At 52.8% G+C, this 20,693-nt stretch carries 22 protein-coding genes; 15 read left to right on the plus strand and 7 right to left on the minus strand.

Annotated features, from left to right (window positions below):
- Positions 1 to 27 precede the first annotated feature (27 nt).
- The 10 genes from rsfS (at position 28) to lipA (ending at position 9,853) form a co-directional block, all read left to right on the plus strand.
- On the plus strand, positions 28 to 345 hold the full coding sequence (rsfS, locus tag FHC49_RS02335) for a ribosome silencing factor (RefSeq protein ID WP_185669830.1): 318 nt from the start codon (positions 28 to 30) through the stop codon (positions 343 to 345).
- A gap of 3 nt (positions 346 to 348) precedes the next feature.
- Positions 349 to 816, plus strand: coding sequence for a 23S rRNA (pseudouridine(1915)-N(3))-methyltransferase RlmH (rlmH, locus tag FHC49_RS02340; protein ID WP_035894327.1), 468 nt, complete (start codon positions 349 to 351; stop codon positions 814 to 816).
- A gap of 26 nt (positions 817 to 842) precedes the next feature.
- Entirely contained in the window at positions 843 to 2,744 is a 1,902-nt protein-coding gene (mrdA, locus tag FHC49_RS02345) for a peptidoglycan DD-transpeptidase MrdA (RefSeq protein ID WP_185669831.1), read from the plus strand.
- Between the two features lie 2 nt (positions 2,745 to 2,746).
- Positions 2,747 to 3,859: a peptidoglycan glycosyltransferase MrdB gene (mrdB, locus tag FHC49_RS02350; protein ID WP_185669832.1), complete on the plus strand. Its 1,113-nt coding sequence runs from the start codon at positions 2,747 to 2,749 to the stop codon at positions 3,857 to 3,859.
- Positions 3,860 to 3,869: 10 nt separating this feature from the next.
- Entirely contained in the window at positions 3,870 to 4,976 is a 1,107-nt protein-coding gene (gene rlpA / locus FHC49_RS02355; RefSeq protein WP_220438479.1) for an endolytic peptidoglycan transglycosylase RlpA, read from the plus strand.
- Positions 4,977 to 5,114: 138 nt separating this feature from the next.
- On the plus strand, positions 5,115 to 6,314 hold the full coding sequence (dacA, locus tag FHC49_RS02360; protein WP_123650106.1) for a D-alanyl-D-alanine carboxypeptidase DacA: 1,200 nt from the start codon (positions 5,115 to 5,117) through the stop codon (positions 6,312 to 6,314).
- A 105-nt stretch (positions 6,315 to 6,419) separates the two neighbouring features.
- Positions 6,420 to 6,683 carry a DUF493 family protein YbeD gene (ybeD, locus tag FHC49_RS02365; protein ID WP_035894333.1) on the plus strand — a complete coding sequence of 88 codons (264 nt, stop codon included), beginning with the start codon at positions 6,420 to 6,422 and terminating at the stop codon, positions 6,681 to 6,683.
- 98 nt (positions 6,684 to 6,781) lie between these two features.
- On the plus strand, positions 6,782 to 7,423 hold the full coding sequence (gene lipB / locus FHC49_RS02370; RefSeq protein WP_220438480.1) for a lipoyl(octanoyl) transferase LipB: 642 nt from the start codon (positions 6,782 to 6,784) through the stop codon (positions 7,421 to 7,423).
- 307 nt (positions 7,424 to 7,730) lie between these two features.
- A complete protein-coding gene (locus FHC49_RS02375; protein ID WP_220438481.1) occupies positions 7,731 to 8,687 on the plus strand; it encodes a YbeF family transcriptional regulator in 957 nt (318 codons plus the stop codon).
- 200 nt (positions 8,688 to 8,887) lie between these two features.
- Positions 8,888 to 9,853, plus strand: a complete 966-nt coding sequence (gene lipA, locus FHC49_RS02380; protein WP_185669836.1) for a lipoyl synthase — start codon at positions 8,888 to 8,890, stop codon at positions 9,851 to 9,853.
- A 212-nt stretch (positions 9,854 to 10,065) separates the two neighbouring features.
- On the opposite strand, the gene tatE is transcribed toward lipA, so the two are convergent.
- Both tatE and FHC49_RS02390 read right to left on the minus strand, forming a co-directional pair.
- Positions 10,066 to 10,266, minus strand: a complete 201-nt coding sequence (tatE, locus tag FHC49_RS02385) for a twin-arginine translocase subunit TatE (RefSeq protein ID WP_061283475.1) — start codon at positions 10,264 to 10,266, stop codon at positions 10,066 to 10,068.
- A 126-nt stretch (positions 10,267 to 10,392) separates the two neighbouring features.
- Positions 10,393 to 11,181 (minus strand): deaminated glutathione amidase, encoded by a 789-nt coding sequence (locus tag FHC49_RS02390; protein ID WP_185669837.1) that lies wholly within the window; start codon positions 11,179 to 11,181, stop codon positions 10,393 to 10,395.
- Between the two features lie 117 nt (positions 11,182 to 11,298).
- Here FHC49_RS02390 and crcB point away from each other — a divergent pair, with 117 nt between their 5' ends.
- Entirely contained in the window at positions 11,299 to 11,676 is a 378-nt protein-coding gene (gene crcB, locus FHC49_RS02395) for a fluoride efflux transporter CrcB (RefSeq protein WP_185669838.1), read from the plus strand.
- 61 nt (positions 11,677 to 11,737) lie between these two features.
- Here the strand turns inward: crcB and cspE are convergent, their stop codons facing one another.
- On the minus strand, positions 11,738 to 11,947 hold the full coding sequence (gene cspE, locus FHC49_RS02400) for a transcription antiterminator/RNA stability regulator CspE (RefSeq protein ID WP_000034825.1): 210 nt from the start codon (positions 11,945 to 11,947) through the stop codon (positions 11,738 to 11,740).
- A gap of 160 nt (positions 11,948 to 12,107) precedes the next feature.
- The gene (gene pagP / locus FHC49_RS02405) at positions 12,108 to 12,683 is read right to left on the minus strand and encodes a lipid IV(A) palmitoyltransferase PagP (protein WP_370631741.1); all 576 of its coding nucleotides are present in this window, start codon (positions 12,681 to 12,683) and stop codon (positions 12,108 to 12,110) included.
- 676 nt (positions 12,684 to 13,359) lie between these two features.
- Between pagP and dcuC the strand changes: the two genes are divergently transcribed.
- On the plus strand, positions 13,360 to 14,730 hold the full coding sequence (gene dcuC / locus FHC49_RS02410) for an anaerobic C4-dicarboxylate transporter DcuC (RefSeq protein ID WP_185669839.1): 1,371 nt from the start codon (positions 13,360 to 13,362) through the stop codon (positions 14,728 to 14,730).
- A 93-nt stretch (positions 14,731 to 14,823) separates the two neighbouring features.
- On the plus strand, positions 14,824 to 15,624 hold the full coding sequence (rna, locus tag FHC49_RS02415; RefSeq protein ID WP_220438482.1) for a ribonuclease I: 801 nt from the start codon (positions 14,824 to 14,826) through the stop codon (positions 15,622 to 15,624).
- Positions 15,625 to 15,663: 39 nt separating this feature from the next.
- Here the strand turns inward: rna and FHC49_RS02420 are convergent, their stop codons facing one another.
- Positions 15,664 to 16,494, minus strand: coding sequence for an alpha/beta fold hydrolase (locus tag FHC49_RS02420; protein WP_185669841.1), 831 nt, complete (start codon positions 16,492 to 16,494; stop codon positions 15,664 to 15,666).
- Positions 16,495 to 16,728: 234 nt separating this feature from the next.
- On the opposite strand from FHC49_RS02420, the gene rnk reads away from it, so the two are divergent.
- Both rnk and uspG read left to right on the plus strand, forming a co-directional pair.
- Positions 16,729 to 17,139 (plus strand): nucleoside diphosphate kinase regulator, encoded by a 411-nt coding sequence (gene rnk / locus FHC49_RS02425; protein ID WP_185669842.1) that lies wholly within the window; start codon positions 16,729 to 16,731, stop codon positions 17,137 to 17,139.
- 183 nt (positions 17,140 to 17,322) lie between these two features.
- Complete coding sequence (gene uspG, locus FHC49_RS02430) at positions 17,323 to 17,751, plus strand: universal stress protein UspG (RefSeq protein ID WP_185669843.1); 429 nt, start codon at positions 17,323 to 17,325, stop codon at positions 17,749 to 17,751.
- A 100-nt stretch (positions 17,752 to 17,851) separates the two neighbouring features.
- On the opposite strand, the gene ahpF is transcribed toward uspG, so the two are convergent.
- Positions 17,852 to 19,417, minus strand: coding sequence for an alkyl hydroperoxide reductase subunit F (ahpF, locus tag FHC49_RS02435; protein WP_220438483.1), 1,566 nt, complete (start codon positions 19,415 to 19,417; stop codon positions 17,852 to 17,854).
- Positions 19,418 to 19,664: 247 nt separating this feature from the next.
- On the minus strand, positions 19,665 to 20,228 hold the full coding sequence (gene ahpC / locus FHC49_RS02440) for an alkyl hydroperoxide reductase subunit C (RefSeq protein WP_035895873.1): 564 nt from the start codon (positions 20,226 to 20,228) through the stop codon (positions 19,665 to 19,667).
- Between the last annotated feature and the right edge of the window lie 465 nt (positions 20,229 to 20,693).

A 20,693-nucleotide genomic window follows, 5' to 3' on the forward strand; every position in this document is an offset into this window, starting at 1 on the left:
TTTATCTTCACACCCCAGGGGGAACACTTGCAGGGTAAAGCACTCCAGGATTTTGTTGTCGACAAAATTGATGATTTGAAAGGTCAGGACATCATCACCATTGATGTTCAGGGTAAATCCAGCATCACTGATTGCATGGTTATCTGTACTGGCACCTCTAGCCGCCACGTTATGTCCATTGCCGATCATGTGGTCCAGGAATCCCGCGCTGCTGGCCTGCTGCCGCTGGGCGTTGAAGGCGAAAATGCCGGCGACTGGATTGTTGTTGATTTAGGCGATGTCATTGTCCATGTCATGCAGGAAGACAGCCGTCGCCTGTATGAACTGGAAAAGCTCTGGGGTTAAGTTGTGAAGCTGCAGTTGGTCGCCGTCGGCACCAAAATGCCTGACTGGGTACAAACCGGATTTACCGAATACCTTCGTCGTTTTCCGAAAGATATGCCGTTCGAACTGGTGGAAATTCCTGCCGGCAAGCGCGGTAAAAACGCCGACATCAAACGTATTCTGGATAAAGAGGGCGAGTTAATGCTCGCCGCCGCAGGAAAAAACCGTATCGTCACGCTGGATATTCCAGGCAAACCCTGGGATACGCCGCAGCTTGCACGTGAACTGGAACGCTGGAAAGGTGACGGGCGTGACGTTAGCCTGCTTATCGGCGGACCAGAAGGGCTTTCCCCGGCATGCAAAGCCGCAGCAGAACAAAGTTGGTCGCTCTCCACGCTGACGCTCCCGCACCCGCTTGTGCGCGTGCTGGTAGCCGAAAGCCTTTATCGGGCGTGGAGCATCACCACCAACCACCCTTACCACCGCGAGTAATGAGACCTAGGTAGATTAAGCAGCGAATGAAACTACAGAATTCTTTTCGCGACTATACGGCAGAGTCCGCGCTATTTGTGCGCCGGGCGGTGGTCGCTTTTTTGGGAATTTTGCTGCTTACCGGCGTGCTGATTGCCAACCTCTACAATTTGCAGATCGTTCGTTTTACCGACTACCAAACGCGTTCTAACGAAAACCGTATCAAGCTGGTGCCTATCGCGCCAAGCCGCGGCATTATTTACGATCGTAACGGTACGCCGCTGGCGCTTAACCGCACCATCTACCAATTGGAAATCATGCCGGAAAAAGTCGACAGCGTGCAGGAGACCATTGATGGCCTGCGCAGCGTTGTCGATCTCTCCGATGACGATATTGCCGCCTTTAAAAAAGAGCGCGCACGTTCGCACCGCTTTACCTCTATTCCGCTGAAAACCAACCTCACCGAAGTGCAGGTGGCGCGCTTTGCCGTCAACCAGTACCGCTTCCCGGGCGTTGAGGTTAAAGGTTACAAGCGACGCTTCTATCCGTATGGTTCTGCCTTAACTCACGTTATCGGCTACGTCTCTAAAATTAACGATAAAGACGTCGACCGCCTCGATAAAGATGGCAAGCTCGCCAACTATGCGGCAACCCATGATATCGGCAAGCTGGGCATTGAGCGCTATTACGAAGATATGCTGCATGGGCAGACCGGCTACGAAGAGGTTGAAGTCAACAACCGTGGCCGCGTTATCCGTCAGTTGAAAGAGGTGCCGCCGCAGGCCGGTCACGATATCTACCTGACGCTCGACCTCAAGCTGCAGCAGTATATCGAGACGCTGCTGGCTGGCAGCCGTGCCGCCGTGGTGGTCACTGACCCGCGCAACGGCAGCATTCTGGCGCTGGTCTCAATGCCAAGCTACGACCCTAACCTGTTCGTTGATGGCATCTCCAGTAAAGACTACAGCGGCCTGTTAAACGATCCGAATACGCCGCTGGTCAACCGCGCTACCCAGGGGGTTTACCCTCCGGCCTCCACGGTGAAACCGTATGTGGCGGTCTCCGCCATGAGCGCTGGCGTAATTAACCGCAACACCAGCCTGTTTGACCCAGGGTGGTGGCAGCTTCCAGGCTCAGAAAAACGCTATCGTGACTGGAAAAAATGGGGCCACGGCCACCTGAACGTTACCAAAGCGCTGGAAGAGTCTGCGGATACCTTCTTCTACCAGGTCGCCTATGATATGGGTATTGACCGTTTGTCAGAGTGGATGAGCAAGTTCGGCTACGGCGACTATACCGGCATCGACCTTGCGGAAGAGCGCTCCGGTAATATGCCAACCCGCGAATGGAAACTTAAACGCTTTAAAAAGCCATGGTATCAGGGCGATACCATTCCGGTGGGGATCGGCCAGGGTTACTGGACGGCAACCCCTATCCAGATGAGCAAAGCGCTGATGATCCTGATTAACGATGGCATCATCAAAACGCCTCACCTGCTGGCTAGCACCGTCGAAGAAGGCAAGAAAGTGCCGTGGATACAGCCGCAGGAGCCGCCGATAGGCGACATCCATTCCGGCTATTGGGAAATTGCCAAAGACGGGATGTTCGGCGTTGCCAACCGTGGCAATGGTACCGCGCACAAATATTTTGCCAGCGCACCGTATAAGATTGCGGCTAAATCAGGTACCGCGCAGGTCTTTGGCCTGAAGGCCAACGAAACGTATAACGCCCACCGTATTGCGGAGCGTCTGCGTGACCACAAATTAATGACCGCGTTTGCGCCGTATAACGACCCACAGGTGGCGGTCGCTATTATTTTAGAAAACGGTGGTGCAGGCCCGGCGGTCGGTACCATCATGCGTCAAATTCTTGATCACATCATGCTGGGCGATAACAACACCGATTTACCGGCTGAAAACCCAGCGGCCGCCGCGGCGGAGGACCAATAAACATGACGGATAATCCGAACAAAAAATCGTTCTGGGATAAGATCCACCTCGACCCAGCTATGCTGCTCATCCTGCTGGCGCTGCTGACCTACAGTGCATTGGTTATCTGGAGCGCCAGCGGCCAGGACATGGGCATGATGGAACGTAAAATCGGCCAGATTGCAATGGGCCTCGTCATCATGATTGTGATGGCGCAGATCCCACCGCGCGTGTACGAAGGCTGGGCGCCGTGGCTCTATATCTTCTGCATTATACTGCTGGTCGCGGTAGATGCCTTCGGGGCGATATCCAAAGGGGCGCAGCGCTGGCTGGATCTCGGTATCGTCCGCTTCCAGCCGTCGGAGATTGCCAAAATTGCGGTGCCGCTGATGGTCGCGCGCTTTATCAACCGCGATGTTTGTCCGCCGACGCTGAAAAACACCGGCATTGCGCTGGTGCTGATCTTCCTGCCGACCCTGCTGGTTGCCGCTCAGCCTGACCTCGGTACCTCAATCCTGATCGCCCTGTCCGGCCTGTTCGTGCTGTTCCTCGCGGGTTTAAGCTGGCGCCTGATTCTGGTCGCCGTCCTGCTGGTCGCCGCCTTTATCCCGATTCTGTGGTTCTTCCTGATGCACGACTACCAGCGCCAGCGCGTCATGATGCTGATGGATCCGGAATCAGACCCACTCGGTGCGGGTTATCACATTATTCAGTCTAAAATCGCCATTGGTTCCGGTGGCCTGCGCGGCAAAGGCTGGCTGCACGGTACACAATCGCAGCTCGAATTCCTGCCGGAGCGCCACACCGACTTTATCTTCGCGGTTCTCTCCGAAGAACTGGGGCTTATTGGCATCCTTATCCTGCTGGCGCTCTACGTCCTGCTGATTATGCGCGGGCTGTGGATTGCCGCCCAGGCGCAGACGTCCTTCGGCCGCGTCATGGCCGGTGGTTTAATGCTGATTTTATTCGTTTATGTCTTCGTAAATATTGGTATGGTAAGTGGCATCTTGCCGGTAGTTGGCGTGCCGCTACCGCTGGTCAGCTACGGGGGCTCCGCCCTGATCGTACTGATGGCCGGGTTCGGTATCGTGATGTCGATACATACACACAGAAAAATGTTGTCAAAAAGCGTCTAAGGGGTGCTCAATGCGTAAGCAATGGCTTGGGATCTGCATAGCAGCAGGGCTGCTGGCGGCTTGTTCGAGCGATGATGGTCAACAACAAACCGTATCTGCACCACAACCTGCGGTATGTAACGGCCCGTCGGTCGAAATCAGCGGGGCCGATCCGCACTTTGAACCCCTGAATGCGACCGCGAATCAGGACTACGAACGTGACGGCAAGAAATACAAAGTCGTTCAGGATCCGTCAAACTTCAGTCAGGCGGGCCTCGCTGCCATTTACGACGCTGAGCCGGGCAGCAATCTGACCGCCAGCGGCGAAGCGTTTGACCCGACGCAGCTGACGGCGGCGCACCCGACATTACCGATTCCAAGCTACGCGCGTATCACCAACCTGGCCAATGGCCGGATGATCGTCGTACGCATTAACGATCGCGGCCCTTATGGCAACGATCGTGTGATTTCGCTCTCCCGTGCGGCAGCAGATCGCCTGAACACCTCCAATAACACTAAGGTCCGTATCGACCCGATTATTGTGGCGCAGGATGGTTCACTTTCCGGTCCAGGCATGGCCTGTACCACCGTTGCCAAACAGACCTATGCGTTGCCAAGTCGTCCAGACCTGAGCGGCGGTATGGGCAGCGCCTCTTCCGCCCCGCAGGCAGCAGCACCGCAGGGTGATATCCGCCCTATCAGCAACGATACGCTGACCCCAGCAAACAACGGTGATGGTGCCCCGGTGAAAAGCGGCGGCTTCCTTGGCGCCCCTACGCCGTTAAACAGCGGCGTTCTCGAAGAGCCAGCACCGACGCCAGCCCCAGCGGCAACACCATCGGCAGCCGCGCCAGTGACGGCGCCTGCAGCTGCGGTAGCAGCACCGGCCGCCGCCGCCGCCCCTGCCGCCACCGGAGATTTCGTCGTGCAGGTTGGCGCCGTAAGCGATCAGGCGCGCGCGCAGCAGTATCAACAGCGCTTAAGCCAGCAGTTTTCCGTACCGGGCCGTGTCACACAAAACGGTGCGGTCTGGCGTATTCAGCTAGGCCCGTTCAGCAGCAAAGGCGAAGCCAGCACCATACAGCAACGTTTGCAGAGCGAAGCACAGCTGCAATCGTTTATTACTCGCGCCAACTAGAACGCTCAGAGGTATCCGATTCTTCGTATATGTAAAAGTCATTAACAAAGTCATATGCGATGTCGGATGCCTGTCTGCAGGGCATTTGCTATAGTAAGGCACTTTTTTAACTCCATCACGGATGTCGTTGTTTTGACCATGAAGACCTCTTTTTTCGCTCGCTTACTCATTCCGGCGCTCTCCGTCGCAGCACTCTCTTCCGCTGCCCACGCCGATGACCTGAACATCAAAACCATGATTCCAGGCGTTCCGCAGATTGACGCGGAGTCCTACATTCTTATTGATTACAACTCCGGTAAAGTTCTGGCTGAGCAGAATGCTGACAGCCGTCGCGACCCGGCGAGTCTGACTAAAATGATGACCAGCTACGTCATCGGCCAGGCGATGAAAGCGGGTAAATTTAAAGAGTCCGATCTGGTCACCATCGGCAACGATGCCTGGGCCACCGGCAACCCGGTATTCAAAGGCTCTTCCCTGATGTTCCTGAAACCTGGCATGCAGGTTCCAGTATCCCAGCTTATCCGCGGGATTAACCTGCAGTCCGGTAACGATGCCTGTGTTGCGATGGCCGACTACGTCGCTGGTAGCCAGGACGCTTTTGTTGGGCTGATGAACAGCTATGTTACGGCGCTGGGTCTGCAGAACACTCACTTCCAGACCGTTCACGGCCTGGATGCAGATGGTCAGTACAGCTCCGCGCGTGATATGGCGATGATTGGCCAGGCGCTGATCCGCGACGTGCCGAACGAATACACCATCTACAAAGAAAAAGAGTTCACCTTTAACGGCATCCGTCAGTTGAACCGTAACGGTCTGCTGTGGGACAACAGCCTGAACGTCGACGGCATCAAAACCGGTCACACCGATAAAGCAGGCTACAACCTGGTCGCTTCCGCCACCGAAGGTCAGATGCGCCTGGTTTCTGCCGTCATGGGCGGTCGTACCTATAAAGGTCGTGAAACCGAAAGTAAAAAGCTGCTGACCTGGGGCTTCCGTTTCTTCGAAACCGTGAACCCAATTAAAGCCGGTAAAGAGTTCGCCTCTGAGCCAGCCTGGTTTGGTGATACCGACCGTGCCTCCCTGGGCGTGGACAAAGACGTATACCTGACCATTCCACGTGGTCGTATGAAAGATCTGAAGGCGAGCTACGTGCTGACCACCAGTGAACTGCACGCGCCGCTGCAGAAAAACCAGGTTGTCGGTACCATCAACTTCCAGTTGGATGGCAAAACCATCGATCAGCGTCCTCTGGTGGTGCTGCAGGAAATTCCTGAAGGCAACTTCTTCGGTAAGATCATTGATTACATTAAATTAATGTTCCACCACTGGTTTGGTTAAAAATCACCCACTTGAAAGTGTGATTTCCATCCCCATATACTATGCATAGTAAAAACAACTCCCGCACCTTTGCGGGAGTTGTTCTTTTTCAACACTGGAGCTGACATGAAAACCAAACTGAACGAACTGCTTGAATTCCCTACACCATTTACTTACAAAGTAATGGGTCTGGCGAAACCTGAGCTGGTTGACCTGGTGGTTGAAGTGGTACAGCGCCATGCGCCAGGTGACTACTCTCCGCAGATAAAACCGAGCAGCAAAGGCAATTACCACTCGGTGTCCATTACCATCAATGCAACCCACATTGAGCAGGTAGAAACGCTGTACGAAGAGTTGGGCAATATCGAAATCGTCCGTATGGTGCTGTAATCGCATCACCGTTACCCGGCACTGCCGGGTAACGCCTCTCCCCTCCTCCCGTGATATACTCTGCGTCCATCATTTCCCCTCTCTGCGGAGACGCTGTTTTGGACTTAAATACCCTCCTGATCCGTCAACTTGGCTTGCAACCTTACGAACCGGTTTCCCAGGCAATGCATGATTTTACCGATAGCCGCGATGAATCCACGCTGGATGAAATCTGGCTGGTAGAACATCAGCCCGTCTTCACCCAGGGCCAGGCAGGAAAAGCCGAACATGTGCTGGTGCCAGGTGATATTCCGGTCATTCAGAGCGACCGCGGTGGCCAGGTGACCTATCACGGTCCCGGTCAGCAGGTGATGTACGTCCTGTTAAACCTCAAGCGCCGTAAGCTTGGCGTGCGTGAGCTCGTCACGCTGTTAGAGCAGACGGTGGTCAATACGTTGGCGGAGGTCGGGATCGAAGCGCACCCTCGCGCCGATGCGCCAGGGGTATACGTAGGGGAGAAAAAGATCTGTTCGTTGGGGCTACGTATCCGTAAAGGCTGTTCATTCCACGGCCTGGCGCTGAATATCGCGATGGATCTGTCACCTTTCCTGAGAATTAACCCTTGTGGTTATGCGGGAATGGAAATGGCCCAGGTATCACAGTGGGTGAACGACGCAACGCCGGAAAATATATCACCTCGGCTGGTCTCCCACTTTTTAGCTTTGCTAAACAATCCACCACATGAATATATTCACGATTAATATATGATACATCCTGACCCAATAATCCGTTGGGTCATTCACTATCTTTTCATCTCCCTCTTTACAATAACGGCAAGTTTCTCTATTTTTTCTGCTTAATTTCGCCATAAAGTGCATCACAACGCTCACTTTTGCGCAATGACACGCATAACGACATAGCTACCAGCAATGTATTAGCAACATTAATGCATTGAGTATTAACGTAAAAATCACATTTTTACCTTGCGGTTCTGCGTTTCTCAGAATAATAATAATATTATTATTCTCAACTATCATTCATGGAGTGAATGAATACGGAGTAAGCAGTGTGGATTATAACGATAAGCCCGAAAATAAAACTAACCTCAACGTTGAAAATGAGACACCACAAATCTTCCGCACGCTGCGTAATATTGACCTCAATTTATTGACCATATTTGAAGCGGTCTACGTGCATAAAGGTATCGTCAACGCCGCGAAAATACTGAATCTCACCCCTTCAGCGATAAGCCAATCCATTCAAAAACTTAGACTGCTCTTCCCCGATCCTCTCTTTATTCGCAAAGGCCAGGGCGTCACTCCAACGGCGTACGCTACCCATCTTCATGAATATATCAGTCAGGGGCTGGAGTCGATTCTCGGCGCGTTGGATCTGAACGGCAGCTATGACAAGCAGCGAGTGATTACTATCGGCACCGCCGCCTCGGTGGGCGCTATCGTGATGCCGGTTATCTATCAGGTTGTGAAGAAGACCTACACCCAGGTGCTGTTGAGAAACGTAGCCGTTACCGATGCCAACGCGCAGCTCAGCCAGTTCCAGACCGATTTAATTATCGATAATCATGAACACAACAACCCACGCACGCTGGGCCGTCATGCGCTGTTCAGCGACAAGTTGGTGCTGGTATGTCGCAACGACCACCCGGCGCTGGAGGAATCTCCCTCTCTGGACACGCTAATGCAGTATGAACACACGCTGCTGACGATGGACGGCGCGGGGCAAAACGACCAGTACCGGCGGATACGCGACATGCTGCCCGATCGTCAGGTGAGCGTGAGCAGTTACAATTTATTCACCATCGCGTCACTGATCGCCTCAAGCAACCTGATTGGTATTATGCCGCTGCGCTTTTACCATATCTTCAGACAGTGCTGGCCGCTGCAAACGCTGGACTTTATGCCGCTCCAGCAGGAACGCGTCGACTTTTCATTGCATTACAATAAGCTCAGCCTGCGTGACCCGGTAATGCAAAACATTATCAACGTCATCCATCAGGCGTTCTGAACCTCGTACTCCTCATCTTCGCTAGCCGGCAAAAAAGCATTATTCAACAACTATTTTACAATTTGCCGGCACAGTAGGCTGCTTTGTACCCCATTTAAATGGTATACTGCCTGCCATAAATTCAAAAATAGTTGATAAATACAACATTCCCTTGAATTGAAACGCTTTCCCTCGATACTCGGAACTGGAACACGTACGCTATGAGTAAACCCATTGTGATGGAACGCGGTGTTAAGTACCGCGATGCCGATAAAATGGCCCTTATCCCGGTTAAAAACGTGGCAACAGAGCGCGAAGCGCTGCTGCGAAAACCGGAATGGATGAAAATTAAACTTCCGGCAGACTCCTCCCGTATCCAGGGTATCAAAGCGGCCATGCGTAAAAATGGCCTGCACTCCGTCTGTGAAGAAGCTTCCTGCCCAAATCTGGCAGAATGTTTTAACCACGGCACCGCGACCTTTATGATTCTGGGCGCTATCTGCACTCGACGCTGCCCGTTCTGCGACGTTGCCCACGGTCGCCCGGTCGCCCCGGATGCGAACGAACCACAAAAACTGGCCCAGACCATTGCGGACATGGGACTGCGCTATGTGGTTATCACCTCCGTTGACCGTGATGACCTGCGTGACGGCGGCGCTCAGCACTTTGCTGACTGCATCTCCGCCATTCGCGAAAAGAATCCGACCATTAAGATTGAAACACTGGTACCGGACTTCCGTGGCCGTATGGATCGCGCGTTAGAGATCCTGACCGCAACCCCACCAGACGTCTTCAACCATAACCTGGAGAACGTGCCGCGTATCTACCGCCACGTGCGCCCTGGGGCTGACTATAACTGGTCACTGAAACTGCTGGAGCGCTTTAAAGAAGCGCACCCTGAAATCCCTACCAAATCAGGTTTGATGGTGGGTCTGGGCGAAACTAACGCCGAGATCGTTGAGGTTATGCGTGACCTGCGTCGCCACGGCGTTACTATGTTGACACTCGGCCAGTACCTACAGCCAAGCCGTCACCACCTGCCGGTGCAGCGTTACGTCAGCCCGGATGAGTTCGAAGAGATGAAAGCCGAAGCGCTGGCGATGGGCTTCACCCACGCGGCCTGTGGCCCATTCGTGCGTTCGTCCTATCACGCCGACCTTCAGGCCAAAGGCCTGGAAGTGAAATAAGCGCTCTGAGACCCACGATAAAAAGCCGCTCTCTATTGGAAGCGGCTTTTTTAATAGCTCAGTGAGAAATATATTGTTGCAATCAGACAATATCAGAAATGTTATTTCCATAAAAAAGGGCTACAACGTGCTTACGCTGTAGCCCCTTCCACAGGCGGCTAAACCTGCGCATGGCGCGCTACATCAGCACACCATGTGAAACGCTGCCCTGCTTACTCTTTATGAGAGAGTTTTTCTGCCGGGGTTTCTTCTGCGCTTTTCTGCGCCGTAGTTTCATCATCATTCATGGCTTTCTTGAAGCCTTTGATGGCTGAACCCAGATCCCCACCCAGAGTCCGTAATTTTTTGGTACCAAACACCAGAACAATCAGTGCTGCCACTACCAGCAGTTTGGTAATACTAATCTCACCCATAGATACCTTCTTCTCAAAAACAGGCTGCAGAATGCGCCACATCACTGTCATTTATTAACGGTCATCCGGCGCGTGCACACAATAGCAATCTGTAACAAGGTGAATCAAGCGTTGTTTAAAAAAACGTCACGTTAATTGCGGTAGCGCAAAGCGTCTATTTGCCAGCACAGGAAGCTGTTGGCGAACGTTCAGAAGATGCTCGTGCTGAATATCAGAAATAATCAGCTGCGATTCTGCCGTAGCCCCTGCCAGCGTTACGCCCAGCGGATCGATAATTCTGCTTTGGCCAATATTTCGCGTACCGCACTCCCCGCTCGCCACCAGGTAGCAGGTAGTATCTAACGCGCGCGCCGCAAGCAGCGTCGCCCAGTGATGCTCTTTCAGCGGCCCGCGCACCCAGGCCGCTGGAAGCGCCAGAATCTCAGCCCCCTGGAGCGCCAGCGTCATCGCCAGTTCCGGAAAACGCAGATCGTAGCAGGTCATCAGGCCAACCTTAAAACCTTCAACCTCAATCAGCGGCGGCAACGCCTCACCGGCATCCACCCGCTTTGACTCCTGAATGGAGAAGGCGTCATAGAGGTGGAGCTTGTGATAGTGGGCAATAACTTCGCCACCACGTAGCGCCACCAGCGTGTTTCGCGCACGGCCTTCCCCTGACGGCGTGTGGATAGTCAGCACTGTGGTCAACGCATCGCTACGGCTTTGCGCCAGCAGTACCTGCATAAAGCCACCATCCAGCGTCTGAGCCGACCTGACGGACATATCCGGGTCGCTATCACTACGCGCCAGCAGCGCCTCTGGCAACACCAGCAAAGACGCTCCAGCCTCGGCCGCCGAGCGCATCAGCGTGACGCAGCGTTGCGCATTAACCTGCCACTCCGGCGTGACGACAAACTGCCCTGCTGCTACCCGCATCCGCACACCTCTGCTTTTACTAATATATCAATATGATGAATACTGATGAGTATATAGCCAGATTCACCCGTTCAACGCTACACTGGCAGCATTAATTGAAAATGGCAGGAAACTCGCATGATGCAACTGTTGTTGGCCGTTTTTATCGGCGGAGGTACCGGCAGCGTCGCTCGCTGGCTGCTGAGCCTGAGATTTAATCCTATGCACCATGCGATTCCGCTGGGCACGCTGACGGCTAACCTGGTCGGGGCGTTTATCATCGGCGCAGGGCTGGCATGGTTTAACCGTCTGCCGCAGATTGATCCGGTCTGGAAACTGCTTATCACCACCGGCTTTTGCGGCGGGCTGACGACCTTCTCCACCTTCTCGGCTGAAGTCGTCTTTCTGCTACAGGAAGGGAAATTGAGCTGGGCGCTGCTGAACGTTGCGGTGAACCTGCTGGGCTCATTCGCCATGACCGCCGCCGCATTCTGGTTGTTTAGCGCCAGTCGCTAGAAAAAGGATAAAAAAAACCCGCATTTAAGCGGGTTTTGAATTCTGAACTGCTATTTTTCGCTTAGAGAGCGATGACGTTAGCAGCAGAAGGGCCTTTGGCACCGTTAGTGATTTCGAACTCTACGCGCTGACCTTCAGCCAGAGTTTTAAAACCATTGGTCTGGATTGCAGAGAAGTGTACGAATACGTCTTTGCTGCCATCTTCCGGAGTAATGAAACCGAATCCTTTGGACTCATTAAACCACTTAACGTTACCTTTAATCTTAGACATCAAAATTACCTTTATATGAAAAAACGACACTAATCTGTGTCAGTTAACAGTACAACAATTGTCGTCGGTTTTGTCCAGCCTAACTTCGTTAAAAAGTGATAAATGTCTCTAACTTTTATTTGCGGGTTGACTTTAGCGCCGGCTGTGCTCCAGGCCGGTTTCAGAAGTCAAAACGAAGCCAGGCGAAGTAGACGTTGCCGTTGTTATAGGTGCCAGGAATGTAGGTCATCTGGAACGTCGCCGGGCCGTAACCGATAGAGGCCATCGGCAATGCCACCGGCAGCGGGATGTAGTTCCAGTTATCGCGTGCGGTCACCCCAATCGTGTAACCCAACCCAACGTGGAATTTATCGTCCGTCAGCGGTCGCCAGGTGGCTTCCCAGCCGTAGCCGCCAATTGGTTCCCATTTGTTAAAGGAGTCTTTAAACGCCATCAAATAGATGCCGTGCCAGTTGCCTTTATCATCCCAACGCGAAACGCCAAAACCGGCACCCCAGGGACGCTCATTGTATTTGTCCGTTTTCTCTTTATCGTAGGCAAAACGCGCGTGCCACGTAATCACAGGCACATACAGATCGTAATTCTGCGGTTCATCCCAGGTTTGCACGATGTTATTGCTCACCGTGTTATAGCCATCCTTAATCGTCTCCGTAAAAGACGCATACGCAGGCAGAGCGCTGCTTGACAGCCCTACCATCACAACCAGCAGTGCGAAAAATCTATTTAGTTTTAACACGATAGTCTTGCCAAAAAATGATTAATTAAGAATATTCTATCAAGCGTATGCTTAATGATATCGTAACCGCAGCGGCGGCTTAGCTTTTTTCTTCACCTGAATTACAAATTAGAATATTCCTAAACAAACCGTCAAGCCAACCGCACAACCTAAGCTAAATTATAATGCACGATTACCGTCAACGATTCGCATTATCGTCCATGAGCAGAAAACCATAAATTTAAAGTGCCTTCTGATTATATTAAACCAACTACTTGCCCATATTATTTTCGTAATATGAGAATAATTGCTTAACCATTAAATAACGATTTAATTAGCACATATTTTATGCAACTTTATCTTTCCCTATTTTATTTCACACGTTACCCTGCGGAAGAGCAACATCAACACCGTACTTCCCCACCGCGACTGGTGTCGCGAGCCTTTCACCTTTGTGCCCGGCAAGGCAACATTTCATTTCCTCTGACTGTATAGTATTCCACCAGCGCGCTATACTCATTGGGGTGACAATGTTCAGCTTTGTGAGTACACCGAGTAAATGACAACTTCGCCATCTTTAATTAATCTTTTTATTGATTTTCATCAGCTAAATTTGTCGTTTTTTTCGGCACATTTCATCCCTTACTTTTGATGCAGCACTGCGTCAATTTTTACAACTGGGCGATAGGTGTTAATAATGTTAACGTTCTTTGAACTCCTGATTGGTGTTGTGGTTATTGTGGGCGTAGCCCGCTACATCATCAAAGGTTATTCCGCAACGGGAGTCCTTTTCGTCGGTGGCTTACTGCTACTGATTGCCAGCGCATTGATGGGTCACAAGATTTTACCTAGCAGCGCAACCAGCACGGGTTACTCTGCCACCGATATTGTTGAATACATCAAGATCTTATTAATGAGCCGCGGTGGCGACCTCGGCATGATGATTATGATGCTCTGTGGTTTTGCTGCTTATATGACGCATATCGGCGCGAATGATATGGTCGTTAAGCTGACCTCTAAACCGCTGAAGTTTATCAACTCACCTTATTTACTGATGATCGCGGCCTATTTCGTTGCCTGCCTGATGTCACTGGCCGTCTCTTCGGCAACCGGCCTTGGCGTGCTGCTGATGGGTACCCTGTTCCCGGTGATGGTGAACGTCGGCATCAGCCGCGGTGCGGCGGCGGCTATCTGCGCCTCTCCGGCGGCCATTATTCTCTCTCCAACGTCCGGTGACGTCGTGCTGGCAGCAAAAGCCGCAGAAATGCCGCTGATTGATTTTGCCTTTAAAACCACGCTGCCTATTTCCATCGTCGCGATTGTCGCCATGGCGATTGCCCACTTCTTCTGGCAGCGCTACCTGGATAAAAAAGAACATATCTCTCACGAAATGCTGGATGTGAATGAAATCTCCACCAGCGCGCCTCGCTTCTACGCCATTCTGCCGTTCACCCCAATTTTCGGCGTACTGATCTTTGACGGTAAATGGGGCCCGGAACTGCACATCATCGCCATTCTGGTTATCTGCATGCTGCTGGCAGCGGTGCTGGAGTTCTTCCGCGGCTTCAATACCCAGAACGTCTTTGCTGGCCTGGAAGTGGCCTACCGCGGGATGGCCGATGCGTTCGCTGGTGTGGTAATGCTGCTGGTTGCCGCAGGCGTTTTCGCCCAGGGTCTGAGCACCATCGGCTTTATTAACAGCTTGATTTCCATTGCCACTTCGTTCGGCTCGGCCAGCATTATTCTCATGCTGGTGCTGGTGATCCTGACCATGCTGGCAGCGATGACCACTGGCTCCGGTAACGCACCGTTCTACGCCTTCGTGGAGATGATCCCGAAACTGGCGCACTCCTCCGGCATCAACCCGGCATACCTGTCGATTCCGATGCTGCAGGCGTCCAACCTCGGTCGTACCATCTCTCCGGTTTCCGGCGTGGTGGTGGCGGTTGCCGGTATGGCGAAGATCTCTCCGTTTGAAGTGGTTAAACGTACATCGGTACCGGTCATCATTGGCCTTATCGTGGTGATTATCGCCACCGAGGTCCTGGTGCCCGGCGTCGCCGGATAATCATTAACGGATAAATAAAATAAGGCGCCTGAGGGCGCCTTATTTTATTATGTAATAACGTCACTAAATGATTAAAAACGTGGAGTCAGGAAAATGTTAAGGAAGAATATTGTGTCAGGATGCGCGCTGCTGCTCTGCGCTGGCAGCCTTCAAGCGGCCCCACTGGCACCCACACAATATGGCGACTTCGACCGTTACGTCCTGGCACTCTCCTGGCAAAACGGGTTCTGCCAGAGCCAGCATGATAGAAACCGCAAAGAACCGATACAATGTCTGCGGACAACCGAGTCCGCCAATAAGGCCGATTATCTAACGGTACACGGCCTATGGCCTGGGCTACCGGGCTCCATTGCCTCACGCGGCGTGGATAACAACCGCTGGATGCGTTTCGGCTGCGCCACGCGTCCAATCCCCAATATGCCGGAAGCAAAAGCCAGCCGGAAATGCGCCGCCGATGAGACCGGTTTGTCGCTGGAAGTCGCCAATAAGCTCAACCAGGTGATGCCGGGCAGCGGTGGGAAAACCTGCCTTGAGCGCTATGAGTACGCCAAGCACGGCGTCTGCTTTGGTTTCGACCCCGATGCCTATTTCGGTACCATGGTACGCATGAATAGTGAAGTGAAGCAGAGCGCAATAGGTCAGTTCCTTGCTGCTAACTACGGCAAAACCGTTACCCGCGCGAGCTTTGACGATGCGGTTGCCCGTGCTTTTGGCAAAGAGAACGTGAAAGCAGTCAAGCTGACCTGCGACGGTAACCCGGCCTATCTGACCGAAATGCAGATTGCCATTAAATCCGCCAGCATCAACAACCCACTCAGCGCAGATTCACTGCTTCCGCAGCCGCATCCCGGCAACTGCGGCAAACAGTTCATCCTGGATAAAAACGGCTACTAACGGTTTGATTACGCCCCCGGTTTTCGGGGGCGATTCACACTACTGCTCGATAAACGATAACAGATCGTCGTTGATCTGATGCTTATGCGTGGTACAGATCCCATGCGATCCGCCGCGATACACCTTCAGCTCCGCGTCAGGCAAAATTTCCGCCGCCACTTTCCCGCAGGTCTCAAACGGCACAATCTGATCGTCATCACCGTGAATCACCAGCGTTGGGATCGTCATTCTGCGCAGGTCCTCACGCAGGTCGGTTTCTGAGAACGCCTTGATGCAGTCGTACAGCGCCTTAATCGAACCCTGTAATCCTTGTTCGACAAAACCTTCGCGCACCGCTTTCGACTCCTTCGCTCCTGGACGGTTATAGCCGTAAAACGCCGCCGTCAGCTCATAGAAAAACGCGCCGCGATCGTTAATCACCCCGTCACGAATACCGTCGAAAACCTCCAGCGGCACGCCGTTCGGGTTAAAGTCCGTTTTCACCATAATGGGCGTTACCGCACCAATCAGCACCGCTTTGGCCACTCGATGCGTGCCGTGACGGCCAATATAGCGCGCCACCTCGCCGCCGCCGGTTGAGTGCCCAACGTGCACCGCATCCTTCAGGTTCAGATGGGCGGTCAACTCCGCCAGGTCATCCGCATACTGGTCCATATTGTGCCCGTCCCAGGGCTGCGCCGAGCGCCCATGGCCTCGTCTATCGTGGGCGATAACCCGATACCCCTTTGAGCCCAGAAACAGCATCTGATCCTCAAACGCATCAGACGTCAGCGGCCAGCCGTGGCTAAATACAATAGGCTGTCCGCTTCCCCAATCTTTAAACCAGAGATAGCTACCATCTTTCAGGGTCAGTTTATCGAAACCACTCATACGATCTCCTGTACTGGAAGGACGCTGCCGAATGCAGCCTAAAAAGAATAATCCAGATTTATAGGTTGCGATGTATTTCGCACAAAATTCACACAACACCGATCGTTGCCATTCTCGAATGTGCGCTGTATCACTTCAAACCTGACCTCAGGATCAGTATGATGGGGTGAGATGAACCCTTGCCGCTGGCGGTGAGGGTTTTCTTTTGGATAATCGATAGACATGGAGTAAATAATGACCAGACCTGCCATCATTATTAATGAGTTCGATGCCGAGCGTATCGACCGCCTGCTTGAGCAACCTGCTTACGCAAATTCCCCGGTGGCGAACGCGCTAAACGACGAACTGGATCGTGCCCAGATGTGTGCCCCAGAGGACATGCCGCACGATGTAGTGAGTATGAATAGCCAGGTCAGATTCCGCGATCTCACCACCGGCGAAGAGCGTGTCCGCACGCTGGTCTTCCCGGCCCAGATGACCGACAGCAGCAGCCAGCTTTCCGTGATGGCGCCGGTTGGCGCGGCACTGCTTGGCCTGCGCGCAGGCAGCGCCATTCACTGGGAACTGCCAGGCGGTACTTCTACCCATCTCGAAGTGCTCGAGCTGCTTTACCAGCCGGAAGCGGCAGGCGAATTTCATCGCTAATCTCCCGCGCTAACCTATTAAGAGGATGTTCTGCATCCTCTTTCTGTTTTGTCCCTTCGGCTACTTTCTGCCTCACGAAACTTTACAACTCCCCTCGCCTCGATAAACTATTTTGCGAACTAAATGACATATTTAGAACTCATTATGTGTTCTGATAGTTCCACAAAGACAAGGAGGAGCCATATGTACAAAACAATCATTATGCCAGTTGATGTTTTTGAGATGGAATTGAGTGACAAAGCCGTGCGTCACGCGGAATTTTTAGCCCAGCAGGATGGCATTATCCATCTGCTTCATGTGCTGCCGGCATCGGCCAGCTACACCATGAGCCGCTTTGCCGCCGACCTGCGCCGCTTTGAAGAGCATCTGCAGCAGGAAGCCGAAAGCCGTCTGACCACCATGGTGAGCCATTTCAGCATCGACCCTTCGCGTATTAAGCTTCACGTTCGCCTCGGCAGCGTCCGCGATGCCGTAAATGAACTGGCGGAAGAGCTGAACGCCGATATGGTGGTAATCGGTTCACGTAACCCATCTATCAGCACGCACCTGCTTGGCTCCAACGCTTCCAGCGTTATCCGCCACGCGCATATCCCGGTATTAGTCGTACGATAAAAAACCGTAGCTCGGCCAAGCGAAGCGCCGCCGGGAAATAGCAGTCACAAAAAAAGGCCACCTTTCGGTGGCCTTTGACATTGCAGGCATTGTCTTCTTTTTATGCAGTTTTGGTACGAATCAGGTAGTCAAATGAACTCAGTGACGCCTTCGCACCTTCGCCAGCGGCGATGATAATCTGTTTGTACGGCACGGTGGTGCAGTCGCCCGCGGCGAATACGCCCTTCACGCTAGTCTCGCATTTCGCATCAATGATAATTTCACCCATGCGGTTACGCTCAATCGCGCCTTCCAGCCAGTTGGTATTTGGCAGCAGGCCAATCTGGACGAAAATCCCCGCCAGCGCTACGTGATGCTCGTCACCGCTCACGCGGTCACGATACTGCAGGCCTGTGACTTTGCTGCCGTCACCTTTTACTTCTGTCGTTTGTGCATTCAGAATAATGTCGACGTTTTTCAGGCTGCGCACTTTATCCTGCAGCACCTGGTCGGCCTTCATTTCTGGCGCAAACTCAAGCAGGGTCACGTGTTCAACCACGCCCGCCAGATCGATAGCCGCTTCAACGCCGGAGTTACCGCCGCCGATGACCGCTACGCGTTTGCCTTTAAACAGCGGGCCGTCACAGTGCGGGCAGTAAGTAACACCTTTGGTACGGTACTGATCTTCACCCGGTACGTTCATGTTACGCCATTTCGCCCCGGTAGCGATGATAATGCTGCGTGCTTTCAGCACCGCGCCGGACGCGGTTTCAATCTGATGCAGGCCGCCTTCAACCGAGGCAGGAATCAGCTTAGACGCGCTCTGGGAATCAATCACGTCGACGTCATAGTCGCTCACGTGCGCCTTCAACGCACCTGCCAGTTTCTGGCCTTCGGTTTTTGGCACGGAGATGTAGTTTTCGATATCAACGGTATCCAGCACCTGGCCGCCGAAACGTTCGCCCATCAGGCCGGTACGAATACCTTTACGCGCAGAGTAAACCGCCGCCGCTGCACCGGACGGGCCGGAACCGACGATCAGCACATCGTAAGCATCACGTTTATTCAGCTCTTCCGCCGCACGTTTTTCTGCGCCGGTATCCACTTTCGCCACGATTTCAGTCAGCGTCATACGCCCCTGACCAAACTCCTGACCGTTCATATAGACCGCCGGAACGCCCATCACGTTACGGTCGGTAATTTCATTCTGGAACGTACCGCCGTCAATTGCCGTGTGCTTGATGCGCGGGTTCAGTACCGACATCAGGTTCAGCGCCTGCACCACGTCCGGGCAGTTGTGGCAAGAGAGCGAGTAGTAGGTTTCAAATTCAAAGTCGCCGTCGATATCGCGGATCTGCTCCAGCAGAGACTGCGCTTCTTTCGACGGGTGACCACCGGTCCACAGCAGCGCCAGCACCAGCGAGGTAAACTCGTGGCCCAGCGGGGAACCCGCAAAGCGTGGGCCCTGGTCGGAACCTGGGTTAGTAATCAGGAACGATGGCTTACGTACCGCGAGCGTGTTGTCTTCTTTAAAGGTGACTTTGTCTGACAGTTCAGCGATTTCAGCCAACAGTTCCTTGATCTCTGCCGATTTAGCGCTGTCATCCAGCGTGGCAATCAGCTCAACAGGTTTGGTCAGCTTCTCAAGATAGGCCTTGAGCTGGGTTTTCATGTTGGTGTCGAGCATTTTTATCTCCTGGGCTTAAAACATCATCATGCAAGCGGCCTTTGTCAGGCAGCCTGAATGCGCTTGCATCATGGACGCTATTGAAAAAAACGGGCACTCACGCACCCGTTATAATGGGGGTAATTTCCTCAGTATTTCGCGTCACGGCAAGGCGGCTAGCGGGTGAGTCCCCGGAAGCTTACATAAGTAAGTGACCGGGGTGAACACGCGACGCCAACGCCGCAGTGGGGCGAAAGACGACGGAAATTTAGATCTTGCCGACCAGGTCCAAAGATGGAGCCAGAGTGGCTTCGCCTTCTTTCCATTTAGCCGGGCACACTTCGCCTGGGTGAGAAGCAACATACTGAGCTGCTTTGATTTTACGCAGCAGGTCAGAAGCGTCACGGCCGATACCTTCAGCGGTAACTTCGATTGCCTGGATGATACCCTGTGGGTCAACAACGAAGGTTGCACGGTCAGCCAGACCTTCATCTTCACGCATGTTGTCGAAGTTACGGGTCAGGGCGCCAGTCGGGTCGCCGATCATCGCGTATTTGATTTTCGCGATGGTGTCAGAGCTGCTGTGCCATGCTTTGTGGGTGAAGTGGGTGTCGGTGGAAACAGAGTAAACGTCCACGCCCAGTTTCTGCAGCTCTTCGTAATGGTCAGCTACGTCACCCAGTTCGGTCGGGCATACGAAGGTGAAGTCAGCCGGGTAGAAGAAGAAGACGCTCCAGCGACCTTCGGTATCTTTCTCGGTAACTTCTACGAATTCACCGTTTTTGAACGCCTGGTTTTTGAAAGGTTTGATTTTGGTATTAATTAAAGACATCGAGTACTTCCTCCGTGTTTTCGTTGAGGTCTAAGTTAACGACTTTTTCCTGATTCGACCAATGCGTTTACATTATCAAATCAATAAGCGTTATCTAACAACCGGAACAAGACAGCTTTGTGAACCTATGACGAGGACGGGCACAAATCGCTCATCCCCAGACGTAAAAAGGCCGCATCAGCGGCCCCGTTACCTGAATCCCCAGCAGGTGAATTCAGCGCCAGCCAGGCTGGCTTATTGTTGCGCTCTACATACCTTAACAAAGGTGGTAACAGCACCTAGATTACATCACCCTGCTCCGCAAAGGGCAATCAACCTGGCGTCGGTCTTATCTATGGCTGTAATAGCCTACGCCGTTTAATGTGTATTACCCACTGATTTTACGAACATTTTCCTTACTATCTAATAGTTTTACTCCTTATTTACAGGCTTGGGTAAAATTTATCAGGCGAAACATCCATAAAA

The organism is Kluyvera sp. EC_51 (genome assembly GCF_019584505.1).
Lineage (GTDB): Bacteria > Pseudomonadota > Gammaproteobacteria > Enterobacterales > Enterobacteriaceae > Kluyvera > Kluyvera sichuanensis.

What these genes read in the sequence shown, in the direction of transcription:
- uspG (WP_185669843.1), top strand. Translation starts at nt 17,323, where the DNA reads ATGTACAAAACAATCATTATGCCAGTTGATGTTTTTGAGATGGAATTG.
- ahpC (WP_035895873.1), bottom strand. Translation starts at nt 20,228, where the DNA reads ATGTCTTTAATTAATACCAAAATCAAACCTTTCAAAAACCAGGCGTTC.
- rnk (WP_185669842.1), top strand. Translation starts at nt 16,729, where the DNA reads ATGACCAGACCTGCCATCATTATTAATGAGTTCGATGCCGAGCGTATC.
- dacA (WP_123650106.1), top strand. Translation starts at nt 5,115, where the DNA reads ATGAAGACCTCTTTTTTCGCTCGCTTACTCATTCCGGCGCTCTCCGTC.
- lipA (WP_185669836.1), top strand. Translation starts at nt 8,888, where the DNA reads ATGAGTAAACCCATTGTGATGGAACGCGGTGTTAAGTACCGCGATGCC.
- dcuC (WP_185669839.1), top strand. Translation starts at nt 13,360, where the DNA reads ATGTTAACGTTCTTTGAACTCCTGATTGGTGTTGTGGTTATTGTGGGC.
- tatE (WP_061283475.1), bottom strand. Translation starts at nt 10,266, where the DNA reads ATGGGTGAGATTAGTATTACCAAACTGCTGGTAGTGGCAGCACTGATT.
- crcB (WP_185669838.1), top strand. Translation starts at nt 11,299, where the DNA reads ATGATGCAACTGTTGTTGGCCGTTTTTATCGGCGGAGGTACCGGCAGC.
- FHC49_RS02420 (WP_185669841.1), bottom strand. Translation starts at nt 16,494, where the DNA reads ATGAGTGGTTTCGATAAACTGACCCTGAAAGATGGTAGCTATCTCTGG.
- mrdB (WP_185669832.1), top strand. Translation starts at nt 2,747, where the DNA reads ATGACGGATAATCCGAACAAAAAATCGTTCTGGGATAAGATCCACCTC.
- mrdA (WP_185669831.1), top strand. Translation starts at nt 843, where the DNA reads ATGAAACTACAGAATTCTTTTCGCGACTATACGGCAGAGTCCGCGCTA.
- rlpA (WP_220438479.1), top strand. Translation starts at nt 3,870, where the DNA reads ATGCGTAAGCAATGGCTTGGGATCTGCATAGCAGCAGGGCTGCTGGCG.
- rna (WP_220438482.1), top strand. Translation starts at nt 14,824, where the DNA reads ATGTTAAGGAAGAATATTGTGTCAGGATGCGCGCTGCTGCTCTGCGCT.
- ybeD (WP_035894333.1), top strand. Translation starts at nt 6,420, where the DNA reads ATGAAAACCAAACTGAACGAACTGCTTGAATTCCCTACACCATTTACT.
- ahpF (WP_220438483.1), bottom strand. Translation starts at nt 19,417, where the DNA reads ATGCTCGACACCAACATGAAAACCCAGCTCAAGGCCTATCTTGAGAAG.
- FHC49_RS02390 (WP_185669837.1), bottom strand. Translation starts at nt 11,181, where the DNA reads ATGCGGGTAGCAGCAGGGCAGTTTGTCGTCACGCCGGAGTGGCAGGTT.
- cspE (WP_000034825.1), bottom strand. Translation starts at nt 11,947, where the DNA reads ATGTCTAAGATTAAAGGTAACGTTAAGTGGTTTAATGAGTCCAAAGGA.